At 67.4% G+C, this 21,690-nt stretch carries 20 protein-coding genes and 1 tRNA gene; 6 read left to right on the top strand and 15 right to left on the bottom strand.

From position 1 onward, the window contains the following. Window positions 1-31: 31 nt before the first annotated feature. Genes QCD70_RS16435 through QCD70_RS16415 form a run of 5 tightly spaced genes read left to right on the top strand, consistent with a single transcriptional unit; the run spans window position 32 to window position 6,932 of the window. Complete coding sequence (locus tag QCD70_RS16435; protein ID WP_301218293.1) at window positions 32-1,171, top strand: hypothetical protein; 1,140 nt, start codon at window positions 32-34, stop codon at window positions 1,169-1,171. Further along, entirely contained in the window at window positions 1,168-3,489 is a 2,322-nt protein-coding gene (locus QCD70_RS16430; protein ID WP_301218291.1) for a serine/threonine-protein kinase, read from the top strand. Before QCD70_RS16435 ends, QCD70_RS16430 begins: the two co-directional genes overlap by 4 nt. Beyond that, window positions 3,486-4,712: a PP2C family serine/threonine-protein phosphatase gene (locus QCD70_RS16425; RefSeq protein ID WP_301218289.1), complete on the top strand. Its 1,227-nt coding sequence runs from the start codon at window positions 3,486-3,488 to the stop codon at window positions 4,710-4,712. The genes QCD70_RS16430 and QCD70_RS16425 overlap by 4 nt, the downstream gene beginning before the upstream one ends. 25 nt (window positions 4,713-4,737) lie before the next feature. Continuing rightward, entirely contained in the window at window positions 4,738-6,018 is a 1,281-nt protein-coding gene (locus QCD70_RS16420; RefSeq protein WP_055931216.1) for a VWA domain-containing protein, read from the top strand. Then, window positions 6,015-6,932 carry an FHA domain-containing protein gene (locus tag QCD70_RS16415; RefSeq protein ID WP_301218286.1) on the top strand — a complete coding sequence of 306 codons (918 nt, stop codon included), beginning with the start codon at window positions 6,015-6,017 and terminating at the stop codon, window positions 6,930-6,932. The genes QCD70_RS16420 and QCD70_RS16415 overlap by 4 nt, the downstream gene beginning before the upstream one ends. A gap of 57 nt (window positions 6,933-6,989) precedes the next feature. Here QCD70_RS16415 and QCD70_RS16410 read toward each other — a convergent pair whose 3' ends face one another. The 7 genes from QCD70_RS16410 to QCD70_RS16380 all read right to left on the bottom strand — a co-directional run bounded on the left by QCD70_RS16410 (window position 6,990) and on the right by QCD70_RS16380 (window position 14,653). Further along, entirely contained in the window at window positions 6,990-8,093 is a 1,104-nt protein-coding gene (locus QCD70_RS16410; RefSeq protein ID WP_301218284.1) for a D-alanine--D-alanine ligase family protein, read from the bottom strand. Next, window positions 7,996-9,120: an NAD(P)H-dependent glycerol-3-phosphate dehydrogenase gene (locus tag QCD70_RS16405; RefSeq protein ID WP_301218282.1), complete on the bottom strand. Its 1,125-nt coding sequence runs from the start codon at window positions 9,118-9,120 to the stop codon at window positions 7,996-7,998. The genes QCD70_RS16410 and QCD70_RS16405 overlap by 98 nt, the downstream gene beginning before the upstream one ends. A 10-nt stretch (window positions 9,121-9,130) precedes the next feature. Then, the gene (locus tag QCD70_RS16400) at window positions 9,131-9,877 is read right to left on the bottom strand and encodes a lysophospholipid acyltransferase family protein (RefSeq protein WP_367316740.1); all 747 of its coding nucleotides are present in this window, start codon (window positions 9,875-9,877) and stop codon (window positions 9,131-9,133) included. After that, window positions 9,874-11,244: a UDP-N-acetylglucosamine 1-carboxyvinyltransferase gene (gene murA, locus QCD70_RS16395; RefSeq protein ID WP_301218280.1), complete on the bottom strand. Its 1,371-nt coding sequence runs from the start codon at window positions 11,242-11,244 to the stop codon at window positions 9,874-9,876. Before murA ends, QCD70_RS16400 begins: the two co-directional genes overlap by 4 nt. A gap of 23 nt (window positions 11,245-11,267) precedes the next feature. After that, entirely contained in the window at window positions 11,268-11,864 is a 597-nt protein-coding gene (gene leuD / locus QCD70_RS16390) for a 3-isopropylmalate dehydratase small subunit (protein WP_301218278.1), read from the bottom strand. Beyond that, the gene (gene leuC / locus QCD70_RS16385) at window positions 11,864-13,375 is read right to left on the bottom strand and encodes a 3-isopropylmalate dehydratase large subunit (RefSeq protein WP_301218276.1); all 1,512 of its coding nucleotides are present in this window, start codon (window positions 13,373-13,375) and stop codon (window positions 11,864-11,866) included. Before leuC ends, leuD begins: the two co-directional genes overlap by 1 nt. A 168-nt stretch (window positions 13,376-13,543) precedes the next feature. Further along, window positions 13,544-14,653, bottom strand: coding sequence for a TerC family protein (locus tag QCD70_RS16380; RefSeq protein WP_301218274.1), 1,110 nt, complete (start codon window positions 14,651-14,653; stop codon window positions 13,544-13,546). 217 nt (window positions 14,654-14,870) lie between these two features. Between QCD70_RS16380 and QCD70_RS16375 the strand changes: the two genes are divergently transcribed. Then, window positions 14,871-15,632, top strand: a complete 762-nt coding sequence (locus QCD70_RS16375; RefSeq protein ID WP_301218272.1) for a TIGR00645 family protein — start codon at window positions 14,871-14,873, stop codon at window positions 15,630-15,632. A gap of 27 nt (window positions 15,633-15,659) precedes the next feature. Here QCD70_RS16375 and QCD70_RS16370 read toward each other — a convergent pair whose 3' ends face one another. The 8 genes from QCD70_RS16370 to QCD70_RS16335 form a co-directional block, all read right to left on the bottom strand. Beyond that, entirely contained in the window at window positions 15,660-16,379 is a 720-nt protein-coding gene (locus QCD70_RS16370; protein ID WP_301218269.1) for a PadR family transcriptional regulator, read from the bottom strand. Continuing rightward, entirely contained in the window at window positions 16,376-17,266 is an 891-nt protein-coding gene (locus tag QCD70_RS16365; RefSeq protein ID WP_301218266.1) for a DUF4097 family beta strand repeat-containing protein, read from the bottom strand. The genes QCD70_RS16370 and QCD70_RS16365 overlap by 4 nt, the downstream gene beginning before the upstream one ends. Before the next feature lie 171 nt (window positions 17,267-17,437). Next, window positions 17,438-17,710, bottom strand: coding sequence for a GlsB/YeaQ/YmgE family stress response membrane protein (locus QCD70_RS16360; RefSeq protein WP_301218264.1), 273 nt, complete (start codon window positions 17,708-17,710; stop codon window positions 17,438-17,440). 109 nt (window positions 17,711-17,819) lie between these two features. Further along, entirely contained in the window at window positions 17,820-18,851 is a 1,032-nt protein-coding gene (locus QCD70_RS16355) for an LLM class flavin-dependent oxidoreductase (protein WP_301218261.1), read from the bottom strand. A 78-nt stretch (window positions 18,852-18,929) separates the two neighbouring features. Further along, window positions 18,930-19,961: a zinc-binding dehydrogenase gene (locus QCD70_RS16350; RefSeq protein WP_301218258.1), complete on the bottom strand. Its 1,032-nt coding sequence runs from the start codon at window positions 19,959-19,961 to the stop codon at window positions 18,930-18,932. A 110-nt stretch (window positions 19,962-20,071) separates the two neighbouring features. Continuing rightward, complete coding sequence (locus tag QCD70_RS16345; RefSeq protein WP_301218256.1) at window positions 20,072-21,115, bottom strand: DMT family transporter; 1,044 nt, start codon at window positions 21,113-21,115, stop codon at window positions 20,072-20,074. Continuing rightward, a complete protein-coding gene (locus tag QCD70_RS16340; protein ID WP_301218253.1) occupies window positions 21,096-21,464 on the bottom strand; it encodes an ArsR/SmtB family transcription factor in 369 nt (122 codons plus the stop codon). The genes QCD70_RS16345 and QCD70_RS16340 overlap by 20 nt, the downstream gene beginning before the upstream one ends. 113 nt (window positions 21,465-21,577) lie before the next feature. Continuing rightward, a tRNA-Glu gene (locus QCD70_RS16335) sits at window positions 21,578-21,650 on the bottom strand. Between the last annotated feature and the right edge of the window lie 40 nt (window positions 21,651-21,690).

Raw genomic sequence — 21,690 nt, 5'->3', positions numbered from 1 at the left:
CCCACACCCCGAGCAGCGGAGAGGAGTAGCGATGACGATGACCACCAACGACAGCACACCGCTGGCTCCCGGGCGCCTGGGCGAGGCCATCGAACCGGGCGAGCTGCTGACCTACCTCACCGGCCTCGGCGAATGGGTCGACCGCCAGAGGAAAGAGCTCGATCGGCTCGGAGCCGCGGCGCTCGCCTCGGAGCAGCCCGACTCCTACACCTCAGACATCGTTCTCGCCGAGACACTCTGGGAGGCCACCCGCAAACGCCGTGAGAGCCTCGAGAGCGTGTGGGACAGTGGCCGCGTCGACACGGTCGCGCGCCAGAAGATGTCCCAGCTCATCTGGGGCCGCCTCGACTCCGGTGGCGGAGCAGAGCTCGTCTCCCTCGTCGAAGCGGTGCGCCTCGCCGACGCCCTCGTCTCGCAGCTCACGACACGGCTCAGCCTCGATCCGCGCGCGGCGGGCACCACCGCACGCATCGTGGGCCTGCGCGCCGAACTAGAGCGTTCTCGCGACCTGGCGGCATCCGACCCCGACGCCGCGCAGCGGGTCTCGACCCTGCGCAACCGTCTCGAGGCGCTGGCCGAGAAGGCGGGCCGCGGCGCCGACGTCACGGGACCTCTCGGACAGCTCGTGCACGACTCCGCGCGGCTCGAGCGCGACCTCATCGTCGCCAGTTCGCAGAAGCGCGACCTCGCCCGGGATGCGCGCAAGGCCGCAGACGACGCGGCTGCAGCAGAGCGGCGCGAGCCCGTGCTGCGCGCCCTGGCGGAGCGGTGCAGACGCGAGATCGTCGATCCCCCGCGCCTCGCGATCCCCGACGTCTCGAAGCTCGGTCCCGTGCCGCAGACGCGGGCGGCACTCGATGCCTGGACCGCTCGGCTCGCGCTCGTGAACCGCGCGTTCGAGGCCGTTGAAGACGCTTACGCGGGCCAGCTCCGCGAGCGCGCCGAACTGCGCTACCGCCTGTCGGGCTATCACGCGAAGGCCGAGAGCTCGGGCCGTTCGTCCTCTCCCACGGTCGCCGCCGGCTACATCGAGGCCAAGCAGGCCGTCGACACCACGCCCTGCGACCTGAGGCTCGCCCGCTTCTACGTCGAGCAGTACCAATTTCTCACCCGTGACCTGCCGCCGGCATCCGCGCCGCGCACAGGCCAGGAAGGACGCTACACGTCATGACGGATGTCCAGCACTGCCAGCAGCCCGGCTGCACCGGCGTGATCGAAGACGGCTACTGCAACGTCTGCGGTTCGCCCGCATCGCCCACTCCCCCTCCGCCCGCCTCCGGCACCGGCACGGCCGCCGCCGCGTCGCCGTCGGCGAAGCTGGGCACGGGGTTCTCGGCGGGCCCGCAGACCGGGGCGGGGCCGGATGCCGATTTCGCGCAGGCCGGCTCGACCCGCACGGGCCGCACGTCGTCGTCGCGGCTGGCAACGGCCGCACTCGGGTCGGCGCGCACCGCGGCGACCGGGTCGAAGGCCACGCGTCGCTTCGGCACCACGTCGACGCGCTTGCGCGGTCCGCGGCTCGGCGCCGGGCTCACCACGGTTCCCACGGAGCCGCCGACCGATCCGCTGAAGGCCGTCATGGCGGTCGCCGAGCTTCCCGAATCGAAGCGATTCTGCTCGAACTGCGGCAAGCCGGTGGGTCGCGGCCGCGACGACAAGCCCGGCCGCACCGAGGGCTTCTGCCCGAACTGCCGCACCCCGTTCTCGTTCACCCCCCAGCTCAAGCCCGGCGACGTCGTCGGCGGGCAGTACGAGGTCGTCGGCTGCCTGGCCTTCGGCGGACTCGGCTGGATCTACCTCGCCCGCGACCAGAACGTGTCGGGCCGCTGGGTCGTGCTGAAGGGCCTGCTCAACTCGGGCGACCCGGATGCCTACGCCGCGGCGATCACGGAGCGCCAGTTCCTGGCCGAGGTCGAGCACCCCCTCATCGTCGAGATCTACAACTTCGTGATGTTCAACGGCGCCGGCTACATCGTGATGGAGTACGTGGGCGGGCCATCGCTCAAGGTGATCCTCAAAGACCGTATGAAGGCGAACAACGGCATCGTCGACCCGTTGCCCGTCGACCAGGCCCTCGCCTACGTTCTCGAGATCCTGCCCGCCTTCCAGTACCTGCACGACATCAACCTGCTGTTCTGCGACTTCAAGCCCGACAACATGATCCAGGTCGGCGACACGGTGAAGCTCATCGACCTCGGCGGCGTGCGCCGGGTCGACGACCAGACCTCGGCGATCTTCGGCACCGTCGGATTCCAGGCGCCCGAGGTTCCCGACCTGGGCCCCTCCGTCGCATCCGACGTCTATACGATCGGCCGCACCCTCGCCACGCTCGTGCTCGACTTCCGCGGCAACCAGAGCACGTTCGTATCGTCGCTGCCGGATGTCGCCGACACCCCCGTGTTCCAGAAGTACGACTCGTTCTACCGCCTGCTCGCCAAGGCGTGCGCATTCGATCCGTCGGACCGCTTCGCCTCGGTCGACGAGCTGCGCGCCCAGCTGCTGGGCGTGCTGCGCGAGGTCGTGGCCACCGACCGCGGGCCGGGCCACCCCGCGCTGCACTCCGCGGCATCCGTTCTCTTCGAGGCGCCGGTCGCCGACGTCGTCGATCGCCCCCTCCCCTGGGACGCGCTCCCCGGCCTCAAGGTCGACGAGTCCGATCCCGCGCGAAGCTGGCTGGCCGGCGTCAACATGGAGGACCCGGCCGCCCGCCTGATCGCGCTCGAATCCGCGCCGAACGTCACCGTCGAGATCCGTCTCGCCCGGGCTCGGGCGGCCATCGAGTCGGGCAACTTCCCGGCCGTCGACGCGGTGATGAGCGAGATCCTCACGGAGGACCCGTGGGAGTGGCGCGCGGTGTGGCTCGCAGGCCTCGCCGAGCTGGCCAGGGGCGATGCCCGGTCGGCCCGCGCGTCGTTCAACACCGTCTACGGCCAGGTTCCGGGCGAGCTCGCGCCGAAGCTCGCTCTCGCCGCGGCCTGCGAGGCCAGCGGAGAGCCCGAGATCGCCGAGAGCCTCTACATCATCTGCGCCCGTTCCGACGCGAACTACACCGCCGCCGCGGCCTTCGGGCTCGCCCGCATCCGCGAGCAGTTCGGCGACCTCGACGGGGCGCTCAAGGCGCTCGATCTCGTCACGCCCACCCGCAGCTCCTATGTCGACGCCCGCCGTCGCCGCGCCGAGCTGCTGGCCACGTCGAACCGCGGGCTGCCGTCGCTGGCCGCCGCGCTCGACAGTGTCGCGACGGTCTCGATCGATTCTCGGTCGCGGGTCGAGCTCACGGCGAGCGTCCTCGCATCCGCCCTGGCCGTCGTCCGCGACCAGGGCCCGTCCACCGACGCCCGGGTCGGAGGCATCCCCGCTCAGGAGGGTCCGCTGCGCGACGGTCTCGAACGGGCCTACCGCGAACTCGCGAGCCTCACCGAGAACCCGGCGGAGCGCGTGCACCTCGTCGACGAGGCCAACAGCGTTCGTCGTTGGACCCTGTCGTGAGCGGCGCCCCCGACGAGATCGCCGAGACGTCTCCCCCGACTGCTCCTGACGCGGCCCAGCCGGAATCAACCCCGGAGACCCCTGCTGAAGCCGATGCCCCCGCTGCGGCCGAGGCTCCTGTCGCCGCGGCGCTCATCGTCTGCCCCGCCTGTGCCACCGTCAACGATCCCGACGCCAAGTTCTGCGAGGAGTGCGGCACCCAGCTCGGCGAACTGGTCGAGGTGAGCGCAGACCCCGAGACCACCGACGACACGCACGCCGAAGCCGACGAGGCCACGTCCTCCACCGCGGCTCCGCGCCGGGCGTGCGTCTACTGCGGTGGCAGCATCGCCGACGACGGATACTGCGAGCTCTGCGGCAAACCGGCCCAGAGCGAGCGCGACCACTGGCAGGAGGCGCCCGCAGCCTGGGTCGGCGGCGTGTGCGACCGCGGCATCCGGCACGAGATCAACGAAGACGCGATGGCGCTGTCGGCAGACCCGCAGGTCGGCGAGTTCGCGGTGCTGGTCGTCTGCGACGGCGTTTCATCGACCCCGGGCTCCGACAAGGCGAGCCTCGCAGCAGCGCGCGCGGCCACCGCCATCCTCGAAGCGGGGCGCGTGACGGACGTGGCCGACGGTCACGGCGACGAGTACGCCCAGGCTCGGTGGTCGGGCCGGATGCTCGAGGCCGGCGAGCGCGCGAGCGCCGCGATCTACGAGGCGATCGGCGAGCTGGCGGCCAGAACGAACCCGCCGTCGTGCACCTTCGCGGCCGCCGTCATCGACGGACCGCTCGTGGTTGTGGGCGGCGTCGGAGACAGCCGCGTCTACTGGATCGCCGACGACGGGAAGTCCCGGCAGCTGACCACCGACGATTCCTGGTCGCAGGAGATGATGGCCCACGGCATGTCGCGCCAACAGGCCGAGAGCGCACCTCAGGCGCACTCGATCACCCGATGGCTCGGCGCCGACTCCCCCGACGAGGTGCCCCACGTCGTCCCCACATATCCCACGGGCGCGGGCTGGATCCTCGTCTGCTCCGACGGTCTGTGGAACTACTGCTCCGACGCCGACGATCTCGCCCAACTCGTGCACCGGGTCGTCGGATCGGTCGGCACCAACCCCGTGCAGGTCGCCTCGGCCCTCGTCGACTGGGCCAACGAGCAGGGTGGACAGGACAACATCACCGCCGCGCTCGCTCGATTCGATAGCGTTGTACCTACACCGGCCCAGCCGGCCTGATCTGTGACAGATAGAGGAGTCTCCCATGGCAGAGTTCACCGCCAGCGTTTTCCAGAATGAATTCCTCTCAGACGGGGCCACAGACGTTCACGCCATCGTGACCGTCACGGTCGCCGGCGCGGGCCAGGCGGGTCAGGGTCAGGGCATGGCCGCGGGCGAGATCATCATCGTCGACACCTCGGGCTCGATGACCGGTGAGAACCTCGGGGCGGCCAAGCACGCGGCCTCCGTCGCGGTCGACCAGATCCTCGACGGCACCTGGTTCGCCGTGATCTCGGGCACCGACACGGCAGCCCGCGCGTTCCCCTACCCGAACGCACGGCTCCCCATGGTTCAGATGGAGCCGGGTGCGCGCGCCGCCGCCAAGCAGGCGATCGCCGCCTTCCAGCCCTCGGGCGGAACGGCGATGGGAACCTGGCTGACGCTGGCCCGCGAGCTCTTCCAGGCCACCCCGCAGGCCACACAGCGCCACGCCATCCTTCTGACAGACGGCAAGAACGAGCACGAGTCGGCGCAGGCGCTGAGCCAGGCCATCTACAACGCCACCGGGGTCTTCCAGTGCGACGCCCGCGGTGTCGGCTCTCGCTGGCAGGTCGACGAGCTGCGCCAGATCGCCACGGCGCTGCTCGGAACGGTCGACCTCATCGCCAAGCCGGCCGACATGGCCGCCGACTTCGAGAGCATCATCAAGCAGTCGATGGGCCGCGGTGTGGCATCGGCCGACCTGCGGGTGTGGGCACCCCAGGGCTCCGAGGTGCTGTTCGTACGCCAGGTGGCGCCGACCGTCGAAGACCTCACCACGCGCAAGACGATGGTGAATCCGCTCACGGGGTCGTACCCCACGGGCTCATGGGGCGACGAGTCGCGCGATTACCACGTGGCCGTGAGGGTCGCGTCGAAGCCCGTCGGCTCGGAGCAGCTCGCCGCGCGGGTGCAGCTCACCGTGCGCGACGAGGTCGTCGCATCCGGTCTCGTGAAGGCGCGCTGGTCGAACGACGACGCGCTGACGGCGCGCATCGATCCGGCCGTGGCGCACTACACGGGCCAGACCGAGCTGGCCTCCGCCATCCAGGACGGGCTCGCGGCCAAGGCCGCAGGCGACGCCGCGACCGCCACCGTCAAACTCGGCCGCGCTGTTCAGCTCGCAGCAGAGACGGGCAACGACGAGGCCACCGCCAAACTGCGCAAGGTCGTGGAGATCGACGACGCGAACGAGGGCACCGTGCGGCTGCGCCGCGACGTGGCGAAGCTCGACGAGATGGCCCTCGACACGGCGTCGACGAAGACGACGCGGGTGCGCAAATGACCCTCTGCCCCAACGGACACTCGTCGGAATCGACCGACTACTGCGACGTCTGCGGAACGCCGATGGCCGCCGCCGCTCCTGCACCGGCAGCGCCCGTCGCTGCCCCCTCGTCGACGCCGTCGTCGGGTTCGGGTGAGCCGATCACCTGCCCGAACTGCTCGTTCCCGAACCTGCCCGACGCTCTGTTCTGCGAGAACTGCGGATACGACTTCACCACGGGCTCCCTGCCCGAGCCCGACCCCGACGCACCGGGATTCGCGGCACCGCTCACGGCTCCGGCACCTGTGCCGAACGCGCCGGCCGTCGTTCCCGTCATCGCCCCGGTGTCGAGTCTCGACATCGAGGAGAACGACCTCGGCAAGCACGAGGCGAGCACCGATCCCGGCTACGTCGAGGCACCGGCCATCGAGGGCCAGCCCACGGTCGAGCCCGCCGGAGCGGCCTCTCCTGAGCCCGAGGCCGCCACCGGCCCCGTCTCCTCGTCGCCAGCAGCGTCGACCATCGAAGGCGACACCGTGTGGGTGGCCGAGGTCTGGATCGACCCCGAGTGGTACGCGGCGCAGAAGTCCGACGACCCGCTGCCGTCGGGCGGCCTCCCCGAGATCGTCGTTCTGAAGCAGAGCAGCCTCCTGGTGGGGCGCACCTCGGTCTCCCGCGACATCCACCCGCAGATCGATTGCGGCTCCGACAGCGGCGTCTCCCGACGGCACTGCCAGCTCAACACCGACGGTCAGCGCTGGTGGGTCGAAGACCTGCAGTCGTCGAACGGCACCTTCGTGGGGGCCGCCGGCGAAGAGCTGCCGACCGACGCCATCCAGCCCGGACAGCGGCGCGAGGTGCACGACGGCGACCGCATCTTCGTCGGCGCCTGGACCCGTCTCGTCATCCGCAAGGCACTGCCGGGCGAGGCATAGGCCTTCGTTCCCTGAGGTTGTCGAAGGGGCCCTTCGACAGGCTCAGGGAACGACGACCTACTCGACCGGCGCAGCCGCCGGCAGCGCCAGGTCGATGAGTTCGTCGATGAGCTGCGGGTAGCTCAGGCCCGATGCGATCCAGCACGCCGGGAACATCGAGATCGGGGTGAAGCCGGGCATCGTGTTGAGCTCGTTCACCACGAAGCCGTTCTCGGTGAGAAAGAAGTCGACGCGGGCGAGTCCGGCTCCGCCGATGGCCTCGAACGCCGTTGCCGCGATGCTCTGCATCGTGGCGAGCTCGTCGTCGCTCATCGGCGCCGGGCACACGAGTTCGATACCCGGGGCGTCGAGGTACTTCGCATCGAAGTCATAGAAGGCCCTGTCGGTCATCACGACCTCGCCCGCCACCGACACCCGGGTGGGGCCGCCGTCACGACCCTCGAGCACGCCGCACTCTACCTCTCGGCCCACGATGCCCTCTTCGATCAGCACCTTGTTGTCTTCGGCGAGGGCGATCTCCATCGCCTCGGCGAGCTGCGACCAGTCCGTGACGCGACTGACGCCGACAGACGAGCCGGCACGAGCCGGCTTGACGAAGGCCGGCAACCCGAGGCCGGAGGCGCGCTCCGCGACGGCCGCCGGAGCATCCGCCCACTCACGCGCCGTCACCGTCGTCCACGGGGCGACGTCGATGCCCGCCTGCAGCAGAACGGTCTTCGTGAAGTGCTTGTCCATGCCCAGGGCCGATGCGAGAACGCCCGATCCCACAAAGGGCAGCCCGAGCAGTTCGAGCATGCCCTGAACCGTGCCGTCTTCGCCGAAGCGTCCGTGCAGGATCGGGAACACGACATCCACCTCGCCGAGGCTGCGCGAGCTGCCGTCGGCGAGCTCGACGGTCAGCGTGCGGTCGCCCGCCCTGTCGGGCCAGCGGATGCGTGTGCCGTTGTCGCGCACGCGAGGCATGGCCTCGGCGTCGATCGCGAACTTGGCGGGGTCGTCGTCTTCGAGAACGAACGATCCCTCGCCGGTGATGCCGATGGGAATGACCTCGAACCGGTCGCGGTCAATCGCGTGAAGAACCCCGCCCGCCGTTGCGCAGCTGATCGAGTGCTCGCTTGAACGGCCCCCAAAAAGCAGAGCCACCACTGTTTTTCCGGCCATCGATAGTCCTTTCGCCCTGCGGCTCGTCCGAGTCCGTCGTCAGGTGGGGAGCTATGTCCCGGGGATTCAGCGTACCGGCCAGCACCTCGCTGACCTGCTTCACGATGGGCATGTCCACGCCTTTGGCAGCCGCGAGCTCGAGGATCGGAGCGACTGAAGCGAGACCTTCGGCGGTCTGCTGCATGCTCTTCACCACGTCGGCGAAGCTGTATCCCTGGCCCAGAAGTCGACCGGCCGTGTTGTTGCGCGACAACGACGAGCTGCTGGTGGCGATGAGGTCGCCGAGCCCGGCGAGACCCGAGAGCGTGTCGGGGTGGGCTCCGTATGCCACGGCGAAATCGGTCATCTCGGCGAGACCACGGGTGATGATCGAGGCCTTCGTGTTCTCGCCGTAGCCCACGCCGTCGACGATGCCGATGGCCACCGCGATGAGGTTCTTGAGCACGCCGCCGAACTCAGTGCCGATGACGTCGGTGTTCACGAACGATCTGAAGTAGCGGTTACTCGCCGCCATGGCGACACGCTGTGCGGTCTCGAGGCTCTGCGACGAGATCACGGCGGCCGTGGGCTGCTCCTTGGCGATCTCGAGCGCCAGATTGGGGCCGGATGCGACGGCGATGCGATCGCGGTCGATCTCCAGTCCCAGCTCGATCACCTCGCTCATGCGCAGGCCGGATTTCTTCTCCACGCCCTTCATGAGGCTGATCACGAGTGCGTCGCTCGGCAGGAGCGGCCGGATCGCGGCGAGGTTCTCGCGGAGGCTCTGGCTGGGAATCGAGACGAACACCATCTCGGCACCTGCGAGGGCGTCGGCGAGGCTCGACGTGGCCGTGACCGCCAGCGGAAGGTTGATGCCGGGAAGGTAGTCGCTGTTGCGCTTGGCCTCGCTGATCTCGCGTGCGAGTTCGGGGCGACGCGCCCACAGGGTCACGTCGCTGCCGCCGTCTGCGAGGATCTTGGCGAAGGTCGTTCCCCAACTTCCTGCGCCGAGCACGGTCACGCGGCGACGGGGAGGGACGACCGCCACGGGCCTGGTCCTACTCAAAACGACCGGTCTCCTTCTGGTTGTGCGCGGCAGGGTTCCAGCGTTCCACCGGGGCGGTCTCGCCACGCAGACCTTCGAGCAGCGCGGTGATGTCGGCCATCACGAGCTCGGTGGCCGCCGTCAGCAGAGCCGAGTTGATCGGCTTGCCGCGGAATTCGTCGAGGTCGACGGGATCGCCGAACGCGACCTTGATGGTCTTGCGGGGAAAGAGGCTGATCTTGTTGGAGTAGCGCGCCATGACGGCCTGGGTGCCCCAGTGGGCGGCCGGGATGAGCGGCAGGTTCTGCTCCAGCGCCATGCGCACCGCGCCGGTCTTTCCCTTCATGGGCCAGATCTGCGGATCGCGCGTCAGCGTTCCCTCGGGGTAGATGATCACAGCGTTGCCCTTGTCGGCCAGCTCGTTGGCGGCCTTCAGCGGTTCGCTGCCCCGAACGGAACCCGCCCTCTCGACGGGGATCTGGCCGGTGCCGCGCAACACCGCACCGACGACGGGCACCCGGAACAGGGAGGCCTTCGCGAGAAAGCGCGGTGCCCGGCCGAGCTTCCAGATCGACCAGCCCATGATGACCGGGTCGATGTTGCTGTAATGGTTCGGCGAGAGCACGAACGCGCCGGTGCGGGGCAGCTTCTGCGGGTCGGTGAACTCGATCTTCGCGATGCTCGAGAGAAAGGGCACGAGCACCGCGGCCAGGGCTCGAAAACCGATGGTCTTCTCAGACGGCTGACCTGCCACGGTCACAGCTCGAAGGAGAAGTCAGCTCCGAGCTTCTCGAGCTTGGCCACGAAGTCGCCGTAGCCACGACCGATGAGTCCCACATTGCTGACGGTCGAACGGCCGTCGGCGGTCAGGGCTGCGATGAGGTGGCTGAAGCCGCCGCGCAGGTCGGGAACGACGATCTCGCTGCCATGCAGCTTGGTGGGACCGGTGATGACGGCGGCCTGCTCGAGCGGACGACGAGGAACGCGTCGCTCGCCGCCTTCGAGTCCGTGCTTGTGCACCTGGATGTTGGCACCCATCTCGACGAGGGCGTCGGTGAAGCCGAAGCGGTCTTCGTAGACGGTCTCGTGCACGATCGACGTGCCGATGGCCTGGGTAAGCGCGATGATGAGCGGCTGCTGCCAGTCGGTCATGAAGCCGGGGTGCACGTCTGTCTCGATGACCACGGGCTTGAGGTCGCCGCCCGGGTGGTAGAACCGGATGCCGTCCTCTTCGATGTCGAACGCTCCGCCGATCTTGCGGAAGACGTTGAGGAACGTCATCATGTCCTGCTGCTTGGCGCCCTTGCAGGTGATGTCTCCGCCAGTTGCCAGAGCGGCCGAGGCCCAGCTGGCGGCCTCGTTGCGGTCGAACAGTGCTCGGTGGTCGTAGCCCTTGAGGCTGTCGACACCCTCGATGAGGATGACGCGGTTGGGCTCGACCGAGATGATCGCGCCCATCTTCTGCAGAACCGCGATGAGGTCCATGATCTCGGGCTCGATGGCCGCGTTCTTGAGCTCGGTGGTGCCCTTCACCCGCACGGCCGTGAGCAGAACCTGCTCGGTCGCTCCGACGCTGGGGTAGGCGAACTCGATCTTGGCGCCGTGCAGACCGTTGGGCGCGGAGATGTCGATTCCGCTCGGAAGCTTATCGACGACGGCGCCGAACTTGCGCAGCGCGTCGAGGTGGAAGTCGATCGGCCGGTCACCGATGCGGCAGCCGCCGAGGTCGGGGATGAACGCGTGACCGAGACGATGCAGCAGCGGCCCGCAGAACAGGATGGGGATGCGGCTCGATCCCGACAGCGCGTCGATCTCGGCGCTGTTGGCGCTGGCGACATTGCTGGGGTCGAAGATCAGGATGCCGGTCTCGGCACTGCCCGAGATCGTGACGCCGTGCGCCTCGAGGAGGCTCGCGACCACGCTGACATCCGAGATGTCGGGAACGTCGCGCAGAATGCTCTTCGTGTCGCCCAGAAGGGACGCGACCATCGCCTTGGTCACGAGGTTCTTGGCGCCCCGCACGTCGATGGTTCCACGCAGCGGGCGACCACCGTTGATCACGATCGTGTCGCTGGGTAGGCCCACTCTGCGTGCCGCTTTCTGAGCATCCTGAAGAAGTGAATTCACTGATGTAACCGCCTGTACTGCTGTTATTTAACGGGGAGAGTCTTCGGACGCCAGCCTTCGCGGCGGCCCTCGAACTCCGTGATTCGCGCTTCGTCGCGCAGGGTGAGCCCGATGTCGTCGAGGCCTTCGAGAAGCCTCCATCGAGTGTAATCATCGATCTCGAACGGCACGGTGAGCGCCCCCGCCGTCACCGTTTTAGCCGGAAGATCGACCGTGACCTCGAGACCGGGCTGGGCGTCGATCAACGCCCAGATCTTCTCGATGTCGGACTCTGCGAGCTGGGCCGCGAGCAGCCCCTGCTTGCCCGAGTTGCCCCGGAAGATGTCGCCGAATCGCGCGCTGAGCACGGCCTTGAAGCCGTAGTCGCGCAGCGCCCAGACGGCGTGCTCACGCGACGAGCCCGTTCCGAAGTCAGGGCCGGCGACGAGCACCGACCCGGTCTTGTAGGGCTCCTGGTTGAGCACGAACTCCGGGTCTTGACGCCAGCCGTAGAAGAGTGCGTCGTCGAAGCCGGTCTTGGTGACCCGCTTCAGGAACACGGCGGGGATGATCTGGTCGGTGTCGATGTTCGACCGCTCGAGCGGAACGGCGACTCCCGTGATGACGGATACCTTCTCCATTACAGAATCCTCCCGCTGCCTGAGCCTGCGTTCCCTGAGCCCGTCGAAGGGCCCGCATCCACCAGCCTCGCGTCATCGACGGCGAGATCCCACGGGCTCGAGAGCGTTCCGCGAACGGCGGTGGCCGCCGCGACGAGAGGCGACACGAGGTGCGTGCGCCCGCCCTTGCCCTGGCGACCCTCGAAGTTGCGGTTCGACGTCGACGCGCAGCGCTCGCCCGGGGCGAGCTGGTCGGGGTTCATGCCGAGGCACATCGAGCAGCCGGCGAAGCGCCAGTCGGCACCGAAATCTTTGAACACCTTGTCGAGCCCCTCGGCCTCGGCCTCGATGCGCACGCGCGCAGAGCCCGGAACGACCATGACGCGCACGTTCTCGGCCTTCGTGCGTCCGCGCACGATGTCCGCAGCGGCGCGCAGGTCTTCGATGCGCGAGTTGGTGCACGAGCCGATGAACACGGTGTCGACCGCGATCTCCTTCATGGGAGTTCCGGCGTCGAGGGCCATGTACTCGAGCGCACGCTCGGCGGCGGCGCGCTCGTTGGGATCGATGATGGTGGCGGGGTCGGGCACCGGCTGCGAGAGCGAGACGCCCTGGCCGGGGTTGGTGCCCCAGGTGACGAACGGCTCGAGCTCGTTCGCGTCGAGGAAGACCTCGGCGTCGAAGACGGCGTCGTCGTCGGTGCGCAGTGTCTTCCAGTACTCGACGGCGGCGTCCCAGTCTTCGCCCTCGGGGGCGTGGGGACGGCCCTTGAGGTACTCGAAGGTGGTCTCGTCGGGTGCGACCATGCCGGCGCGTGCGCCGGCCTCGATCGACATGTTGCAGATCGTCATGCGTCCCTCCATCGAGAGGGAGCGGATTGCGGAGCCGCGGTACTCGAGCACGTAGCCCTGGCCACCGCCCGTGGAGATCTTGGCGATCACGGCGAGGATGATGTCCTTCGCCGTGACTCCCGGGCGCAGTTCGCCCTCGACCGTGATGGCCATCGTCTTGAACGCCTTGAGCGGCAGCGTCTGCGTGGCCATGACGTGCTCGACCTCGCTGGTGCCGATGCCGAACGCCATCGCCCCGAACGCGCCGTGCGTGCTCGTGTGCGAGTCGCCGCACACCACGGTGATGCCGGGCATGGTGAGGCCGAGCTGCGGTCCGACGACGTGCACGATGCCCTGCTCGACGTCGCCGAGCGAGTGCAGTCGGATGCCGAATTCCTTGGCATTTCGACGCAGCGTCTCGATCTGCGTGCGGCTGGTCAGATCGGCGATGGGCCGGTCGATGCCCGCCGTGGGGGTGTTGTGGTCTTCGGTCGCGATGGTGAGGTCGGGCCGACGCACGGGGCGACCGGCGACGCGCAGACCATCGAACGCCTGGGGGCTCGTGACCTCGTGCACCAGGTGCAGGTCGATGTAGATGAGGTCGGGGGTGCCGTCTTCGCCCTTGACGACGAGGTGATCTTCCCAGACCTTCTCGGCCAGGGTCTTGCCGCGTTTCGCGGCGGGTGCTTCTGCATTGCTCATGAGTGATGCCTTCTCTTACGAATCTGCTTGCGAGAGCCCATGACACACTCCGCGACGAGGTGAGGCCTTAGAACGAGGACTCGTCGCGGCAACCAAGAAGAAGTCGACCAGACAGCATCCGTCTAGGGTAACACTCGCGATCCTCCCGGGCATTCCCGGCGGCGGTGGTCAGGCGCGCGGCGCGCCGTCGGTATCGGACTTCTCGTCGACGGCGTCGACCGGAGCATCCACGACCCGCGTCGGAGCCGTGCCCGCCGGACCGGCGACCGGAGCACCCGCGGGTGCGGCATCCGATCGACGGGCCTCGCGGCGCATGGCGATCAGGCTCGCGACGGTGGCCACGGCCATCGAGCCGATGATGACGGCGAGCGAGGTCCACGTCGAGATGTCGGGAGCCCACTCGATGTGCTCGCCGCCGTTGATGAACGGCAGCTCGTTCTCGTGCAGTGCGTGCGCCACCAGCTTGAAGCCGATGAAGGCCAGGATGAAGGCGATTCCGTAGTGCAGGTAGATGAGCTTCTCGAGGAGCCCGCCGAGCAGGAAGTACAGCTGACGCAGACCCATGAGGGCGAAGACGTTGGCGGTGAAGACGATGAACGGGCTGGTCGTGATGCCGAAGATGGCCGGGATCGAATCGAGGGCGAACAGCAGGTCGGTCGAGCCCAGGGCGATGAAGACGATGAGCATCGGAGTGAAGATCTTCTTGCCGTCGACGCGGGTACGCACCTTCGCGCCGTCGAAGTCGTTCGAGATGGAGATGTGGCGGCGCAGGTAGCGGATGAGCCGGCTCTCGCCGTCGTCGGCGTCGTCGTGCTTCGAGAAGGCCTGCTGCCACGCCGTGTAGAGCAGGAAGGCGCCGAAGATGTAGAAGATCCAGCTGAAGTTCTCGATGAGCTGTGCGCCCAGGAGGATGAAGATGCCCCGAAGCACGAGCGCGATCAGGATGCCCACCATCAGGGCCTCCTGCTGCAGCTTCTTCGGCACCTTGAACCGCGCCATGATGATGATGAAGACGAACAGGTTGTCGATCGAGAGGCTGTACTCGGTGAGCCAGCCTGCCAGGAACTGCCCCGCGTGCTCGCCGTCGGCGAAGATCAGCATCAGCAGGGCGAACACCAGCGCGAGGCCGACGTAGAACACCACCCAGAGCGTCGACTCCTTGGCCGAGGGGATGTGCGGCCGCTTGAGCACGAGCAGAAGGTCGACGACGAGGATCAACGTCAGGATGACGAGGGATCCGACTTCGAACCAGACCGGGAGGTTGAGCGTGGCAGGCATGGGAGGGAGTGTGACCTTTCGGGATGGCGGGTACGCCGAGCGACCGAAAGTCTCTCCCGCGCGACCCCGGCCAGGCCGGTCACGCCACCGCAACGGACCCGCGGCGATGGGGATCGTACTGACGACTGCGATGAAGGTGGGATACTCCCCTTCTTCAGGCGATGTTACAGGATGCTGCCGCTAGGATTCCGCCCAGACCGATATTCAGGAGACCCCCTTGGCCAGCAGCCCGCAGACCACCGCCACCCCGTACCAACAGAGTCCGTCCAAGCAACGCCAGTACCGACCGCAGACCGCGTGGGTCAAGTCGGTCGGCTACCTCATCTTCTTCAGCCGCTGGCTGCAAGCGCCCCTCTACCTGGGCCTGATCATCGCGCAGCTGGTCTACGTCGTGGTCTTCGTGATCGAACTCGTGCACCTCATCGAGACCGTGCTGAAAGACCCGCTGCACATCGAGGAATCAGTGATCATGCTGTCGGTGCTCGGTCTCATCGACGTGGTGATGATCGCGAACCTGCTCATCATGGTCATCATCGGCGGCTACGAGACCTTCGTCTCGAAGATCGACATCGAGGGCCACCCCGACCAGCCGGAATGGCTCTCGCACGTCAACGCGAATGTACTCAAGGTCAAGCTGGCCATGGCCATCATCGGCATCTCATCGATCCACCTGCTAAAGACGTTCATCGAGGTCAACGATCTCGGCGCCCCCAACGCCACGTCCGAGACGGGCGAGGAAGACCGCTACACCTCAGACGGCGTCTTCTGGCAGGTGATGATCCACGTCGTGTTCATCCTCTCGGCCATCGCACTCGCGTTCATCGACCGCATGTCCCAGAACCACGGCGCCGGCGCCCGCAGCCTGACGCACAAGCCTTCGGACCAGGTCGTCGAGCCGATCGATCCGTCGGCCGTGCCGCAGGGCGCCGTCGCCGTGTCGGGCTACATCATCGACGGAAAGTTCGTCGAGCAGCGCTAGCCGCCCGACGAACCTCCGCCTCGGCGGCTACTTCTTCAGGTCGTCGAGAAGGGATGCGCGCACCTCGTCGAGGCGGCGGGCGAATGCGGCGGCCGTGCCCGCGGGCACGGTTCCCCTCGCCCCGCTCGATCGGAGTGCTGTGCGCACCGACTGGCGGAACTCGGCCAGCGCGATGTCGACGTCGCGGATCTCGTTGCGACTCGCATCCCGCGACGCGTCGGCCGACGCCGGCGTCTCGTCTGCGGGACCGGCCGTCTCGTCGGCGGGCGTCTCGCCCTTCGCACCGTGAGTGGGCGAATCCTGAGTGGAATCGAAGGCGAACCACGACGAGTACGACTGGCTCGTCGCATCCGTCGCCTCACGCGCCTGGCGCGCGGCCGAAGCGAGATCGGCCCGCAGGCTCTTCATCGCCTCGCCTACACCCGAGCGCACCTCGTCGGCGAGCCGGCGAACACTGTCGGTGAGGTCGTTCTCGATCGAGGTGAGCTCACCCTCGCGAGCGGCGAGTTCTGCGCGCCCGACCTCGGTGATCTCGTAGACGGTCTTGCGGCCGTCGGCGGTCTTGGTGACCAGCCCCTCGTCTTCGAGCTTCGCGAGCCGAGGGTAGATCGTGCCCGCGCTCGGCGCGTAGGTGCCGCCGAAGCGCTCGCTGAGAGCCTGGATCAATTCGTAGCCGTGCTTGGGCGACTCGTCGAGCAGCTTGAGCAGGTAGAGCCGCAGGTGGCCGTGGCCGAAGACGGGGGTCACAGGGATTCCCCCTCCGGTGCGTCGAACGGCGCGGCATCGTCGACGGGTGCGTCGAACACGCCCGATGACGGAACGTTCGATGCCCCGACGGTCGCGCGTCGCACCGACGTGATGTCGCCCGACACCGAGTTCGCGCGCACCTCGACCCACTTCGTGTCGAGGGTGCCCGACGTGTGGTTGAAGCCGCGGCCGCGGGTTCCGCGGGTGATGGTCGAGTCGACCTGCAGCGTGCCGCTCACGCTGTTGAGGGTGAAGCGCGCCGGAACATCCTGGTCGAGGCGCACCGTGAGGTCACCGCTGACCGTGTTGTTGCTGATCTCCTCGGGAACGCCGGTGAGGTCGAGGAACACGGCACCGGAGACCCCGTCGGCGGAGAACTTGCGCAGCGCGCCGGTGACCGTGATGTCGCCGGTGACGGTGTGCGCATTCAGCACGCCCTCCTGGTCGCTCACAGAGATCTCGCCGCTGACGGTGTTGATGTCGAGGTCGCCGACGATGTCGTCGATCACGATGTCACCCGACACGGAGTTGACCCGGGCGTCGGTGCGCAGGCCCGAGATGAGGGCCCCGGCGTTGACGACGCCGAACTTCAGGCTCGCGTCGCGCGGAATCATGATGCTGATGTCGGCCTTCGCGTTGCCCTTGAACGACTTGAAGACCTCGATGAAGTTCTCCCAGCTGAGCTGCGGGTGGTCGATCTCGAGCACGTCGCCGTCGATAGAGACCTTGAGGTCTCTCCCCGAGACAGAATGCACCTCGACGCGGGCGCCGGGCTCATCGTGGGCGATCACGTCGATCTTGCCGCCGATGAGGCTGATCTTGACCGAACGCACGAGTTCGAGGTCGATGACTTTGGGGCCGGTGACCAGCCACTTCTCGATGGCCATGAAATTCTCCTTGAGGTCGAGAACGCGATATATCGCGTTGATTGATCTCAAGATATATCGCGAATTGTGATCCAGTCAAGATATATCGCGAATTGGATGCCGACGCCCGGCTTAACGACGAAACGCCCCGACCCACAAGGGGCCGAGGCGTTTCGAGCGTGTGTTGGCGCGTTACGCGCGGCTGCGGCTTCCGCGACCCACGATGAGGCCGTAGATGAGAAGCACAACGATCGAACCACCGATGGCGAGCAGCCACGACCGAATGTCAAAGAAACCACCCATGTCGACGCCGAAGACAGCGTTGCCGATCCATCCACCGATGAGGGCACCGACGACACCGAGGATGAGGGTGATGACCCAGCCGCCACCCTGCTTGCCCGGAAGAATCGCCTTAGCGATTGCGCCCGCGATCAGACCGAGAAGAAGAAAACCGAGAAAGCTCATGACTGTCTCTCCAATGCACTGTGTAGTGCAGCAGACGGATTTCGACTACTGCAGCCAAGACACTAGCGCTCGTGCCCCATTCGGGGCACAGGGCTTGACATGGGGCTCTTCAGTCTGATTTGTGCGGAGATTCCCAGCCTAGGAGAGGCGCGAGAATGGTGGCGATGTCGGTGAGGATCTGCACGTCGTCGTCGTGTTCGAGTGTGAACGGCAGCGCAAAGACGACCTCGTCGACGGCTCGATATCCCGCGTGAGCCCGCAGCGCATCGGCGATCTCCTCCGAGGTCCCCACGAGATCCGGCGCGAAGAGCATCCGCTGCGGCCCCTGCGGCGCGGTCGTGCGGGCGAATCGCCGCTCGGCGAACGCTCGGTACTTCGCCGCCTGCTCAGCCGTGGCGGTGTCGGTGGGTATGACCACGAGGCCCTGCGAGGCACGAGCCGCCTGCCCCAAGGGGTGCCGGTCGCGGAAGAGATCGATCTGCGCCCGTTGGATGCGGGCGAAGTCGTCGTCCTCCTCGGCGCGCACGACGCTGCTGCTCAGCAGATTGAGCCCGCGCTCCCCCGCCCAGGCGGCCGACGACAGGCCGGCTGCTCCGTACCAGACTCTGTCGGCGAGGCCGGGAGAATGGGGCTGGATCCGCGTCGAGTACGCCTCGATGCCCTCCGTTCCCTCGAACGTGCTCACCGCATCGCCGCGAAGGTTGTGCAGCAGTCGATCCACCCGTTCGGTGGTGAAGTTCTCGTTCTGCCACGAGTCGGGATACAGGTGGTGCTTGATGTCATCGAAATGCGTCGGCACTCCGACGCTCACGCCCGGGTTCAGTCGGCCTCGGCTCAGCACGTCGACGGTCGAGAGGTCTTCGGCGAGCCGGAACGGGTTCTCGAGCCCGAGCGGGATCACCGCCGTGCCGAGCTCGATGCGACTCGTGCGCTGGCTCGCGGCAGCCAGCACCGCGACCGGCGACGAGATTCCGTGCTGCAGGTGCCGGTCGCGCAGCCAGGCGCTGTCGAAGCCCAACTGCTCGCCCAGTTCGATGATCTGCAGGGTGCTCTCGTGCCCGCCGAACGGATCGGCCTCGTCGAAGAAGCCGATGGTGAGAAATCCGAGGCTCTTCAGGTCGCGAGGGCTGTCTGTGCTCATGAATTCACAGTACCCATGCGGATGCGCCCGACCGGGCCGACGACATCCGCGGCCGTCATGCGGCGCAACACGTCGCACTCACGGGCGGATCAGCACCTTGAGCGCCTCGCGGTCGGCCATGGCCTTGTAGCCGGCCGGCACCTCGTCGATGCCGATGGTGCGATCGAAGACCTTGCCGGGCTCGATGGTGCCATCGAGCACCAGAGGAAGCAGTTCATCGATGTACGCGCGGGCCGGTGCGACCCCACCGGTGAGGGTGATGTTGCGCATGAACTCGCGTCGGCCGATCGGCACCTCGGTGAACTGTGGAACGCCGACCCGGCTGATCACGCCGCCGTCGCGCACGATCGCGATCGCGGTCTCGAGGGCGGGCCTCAGCCCCACGGCCTCGAGCACGGCGTGGGCGCCATCGCCGTCGGTCAGCTCCAGAACGCGGGCGATCGCCTCGTCGCCCCTCTCGGCCACGACGTCGGTGGCACCGAACTCGCGTCCCAGATCGGTACGCGCCTCGTGCCGGCCCATCAGGATGATGCGAGTGGCTCCCATGAGCTTCGCCGCGATGACCGCGGAGAGGCCGACGGCTCCGTCGCCGATCACGGCGACGGTCTGGCCCGCTTCGATCTGCGCCTTCTTGGCCGCGTGGTACCCCGTCGACATCACATCGGACAGGCTCAGCAGCGACGGGATGAGCTTCTCGTCGAAGCCCACGGGCACGACGACGACGGTTCCGGATGCCTGGGGTACGCGGGCGCGCTCGCCCTGCCCGCCGTCCTGGTCGCCGCCCCAATGCCCGCCGTGGCGGCACGAGGTCTGCAGGCCCTCGCGGCAGAAGTCGCAGGTGCCGTCGGAGACGACGAACGGCACGATCACGAAGTCGCCGATGGCGAGATCGGTGGTCTCGGAGCCCAGCTCCTCGATGACTCCGACGAACTCGTGCCCCATGCGGGACCCCTCGTCGGTGTCCTTGCGCGACGCGTACGGCCACAGGTCGCTGCCGCAGATGCATCCGGCGACGATGCGCACGATGGCATCGGTCGGTTCCTGGATCACGGGATCGGCCACGGTCTCGACGCGCACGTCTCCGGCGCCGTACATCAGGGTTGCTCGCATGCTGAGGTCAGTTCCTTCTATCCGGGATCACTGTGGTGAATCAACTCTTGCATCCTTCGCCTCCGAGAGTCCCGGATGTTCGGGGTACTGGTACTACCCCCGACGAACGACTAGTGAGAATGCCGGTGATGACTGTCGGGATAGTGCTCGTGGGTATGAGTGATGGGGTCGTGGGTGTGCACGTGCTTGTGCCGCACACCGGGCGCCACCGCCTCATCGTGCTCGTGTTGATGGTGGTCGTCGTGAACATGCCAGTGCTCGTGGGTGATCGCCTCGTGGGTGTGCTCGTGCTCATGCCGCTCGGTCAGGTGAAGCCAGACGCCGACGGCCATCAGCAGGCTAGCGGCAACCAAAGCGACCGTCACCGGTTCTCCGAGACCGACGGCGAGGACCGCTCCGAAGAACGGTGCTACGGAGTAGTACGCGCCGGCCCGCGCGGTTCCGACGTGGCGCATAGCGACGATGAACAGCACCAGGCTCACGCCGTAGGCGAAGAATCCGACGACCAAGGCGGCCGCGACGTTTCCGATTGCCGGCAGCTGGGCGCCCAGTGCGAATGCCAGCGCAAGATTCACCGGACCGGCGACAGCCCCCTTGATCGCGGCGAGCCACGTGGCGTCGTTCAGCGCAACGATCCGCGTGAGATTGTTGTCGATGCCCCAGCAGAGGCAGGCGCCGATCACCGCGAGCGAGGGCAGAGCCGTGCCAAGATCCGCACCCGCAGGAACACTCAGGACGATCGCACCCGTCACGATCGCCAGCATGCCGAGAGCTATCCTCCGGTCGACGTTCTCCCTGAACACGAACCACGCCAGAAGCGCGGTGAAGACACCCTCCGCGTTGAGCATCAGCGAGGCACCTGAGGCGGGCATTCCCACCAGACCGACCATGAGCAGCACGGGCCCGAGGATGCCGCCGAACAGGATCGCACCACCCAATGGCAGGTATTCCGCGCGGGCGAGACGGACTCGAGGTGATCGGCGGATGAGCCGGATGAGGCCGAGGCCCAGCCCGGATCCGGTGTACAGAAGGCCCGCCAACAGCCACGGACTCACCGAACCGAGCAGATACTTCGCCGCCGGAGCACCGGCGCCGAACAGCACTGCCGACAGCAGCGCCGCTTGAACGCCCCGATTACGCAGGCTCGACAGCACGCTTCACCGGGTCGTGGTGGGGAGGGTTGCCGCTCAGCGCGTGCTCGGCCTGGAATATGGCATCGCTGACGAGTTGGCGGGCATGCTCGTTTTCGAGTCGGTAGAAGACCTTGGTGCCCTCCTGCCGTGTCGAGACGATCCGCGACAGACGGAGTTTGGCCAAGTGCTGCGACACCGCGGCAGGGCTCTTCTCCACGATCTCGGCGATCCTGTTGACGGGCAGCTCGCCGTCTCGCAGCGCCAAGACGATCCGCACCCGAGTGGCGTCGGCGAGCATCGAGAAGATCTCCACGGCCAGTTCGACGTACTGGCTGTCGGGGTGGCGACCGCACGTGTTATCTGCATTCATACGCAGATTCTTGCATTAAAAATGTCGCACGGCGGGAGCGATCCGGGAGACGAGCGCGAAAAGAGCACACGAAAAAGCCCGGCGCCCCTGAATCAGGGGAACCGGGCTGTCTGTGACCCCAACCGGATTCGAACCGGTGCTGCCGCCGTGAGAGGGCGGTGTCCTAGGCCGCTAAACGATGGGGCCGTCTGCAACTCAACGAGTATGCCATACGATCCGCCCTCAA

The organism is Agreia sp. PsM10, assembly GCF_030433855.1.
GTDB lineage: Bacteria > Actinomycetota > Actinomycetes > Actinomycetales > Microbacteriaceae > Agreia.
The sequence above is the reverse complement of the archived record's forward strand: the minus strand, read 5'-3'. Positions and strand labels throughout refer to the sequence as shown.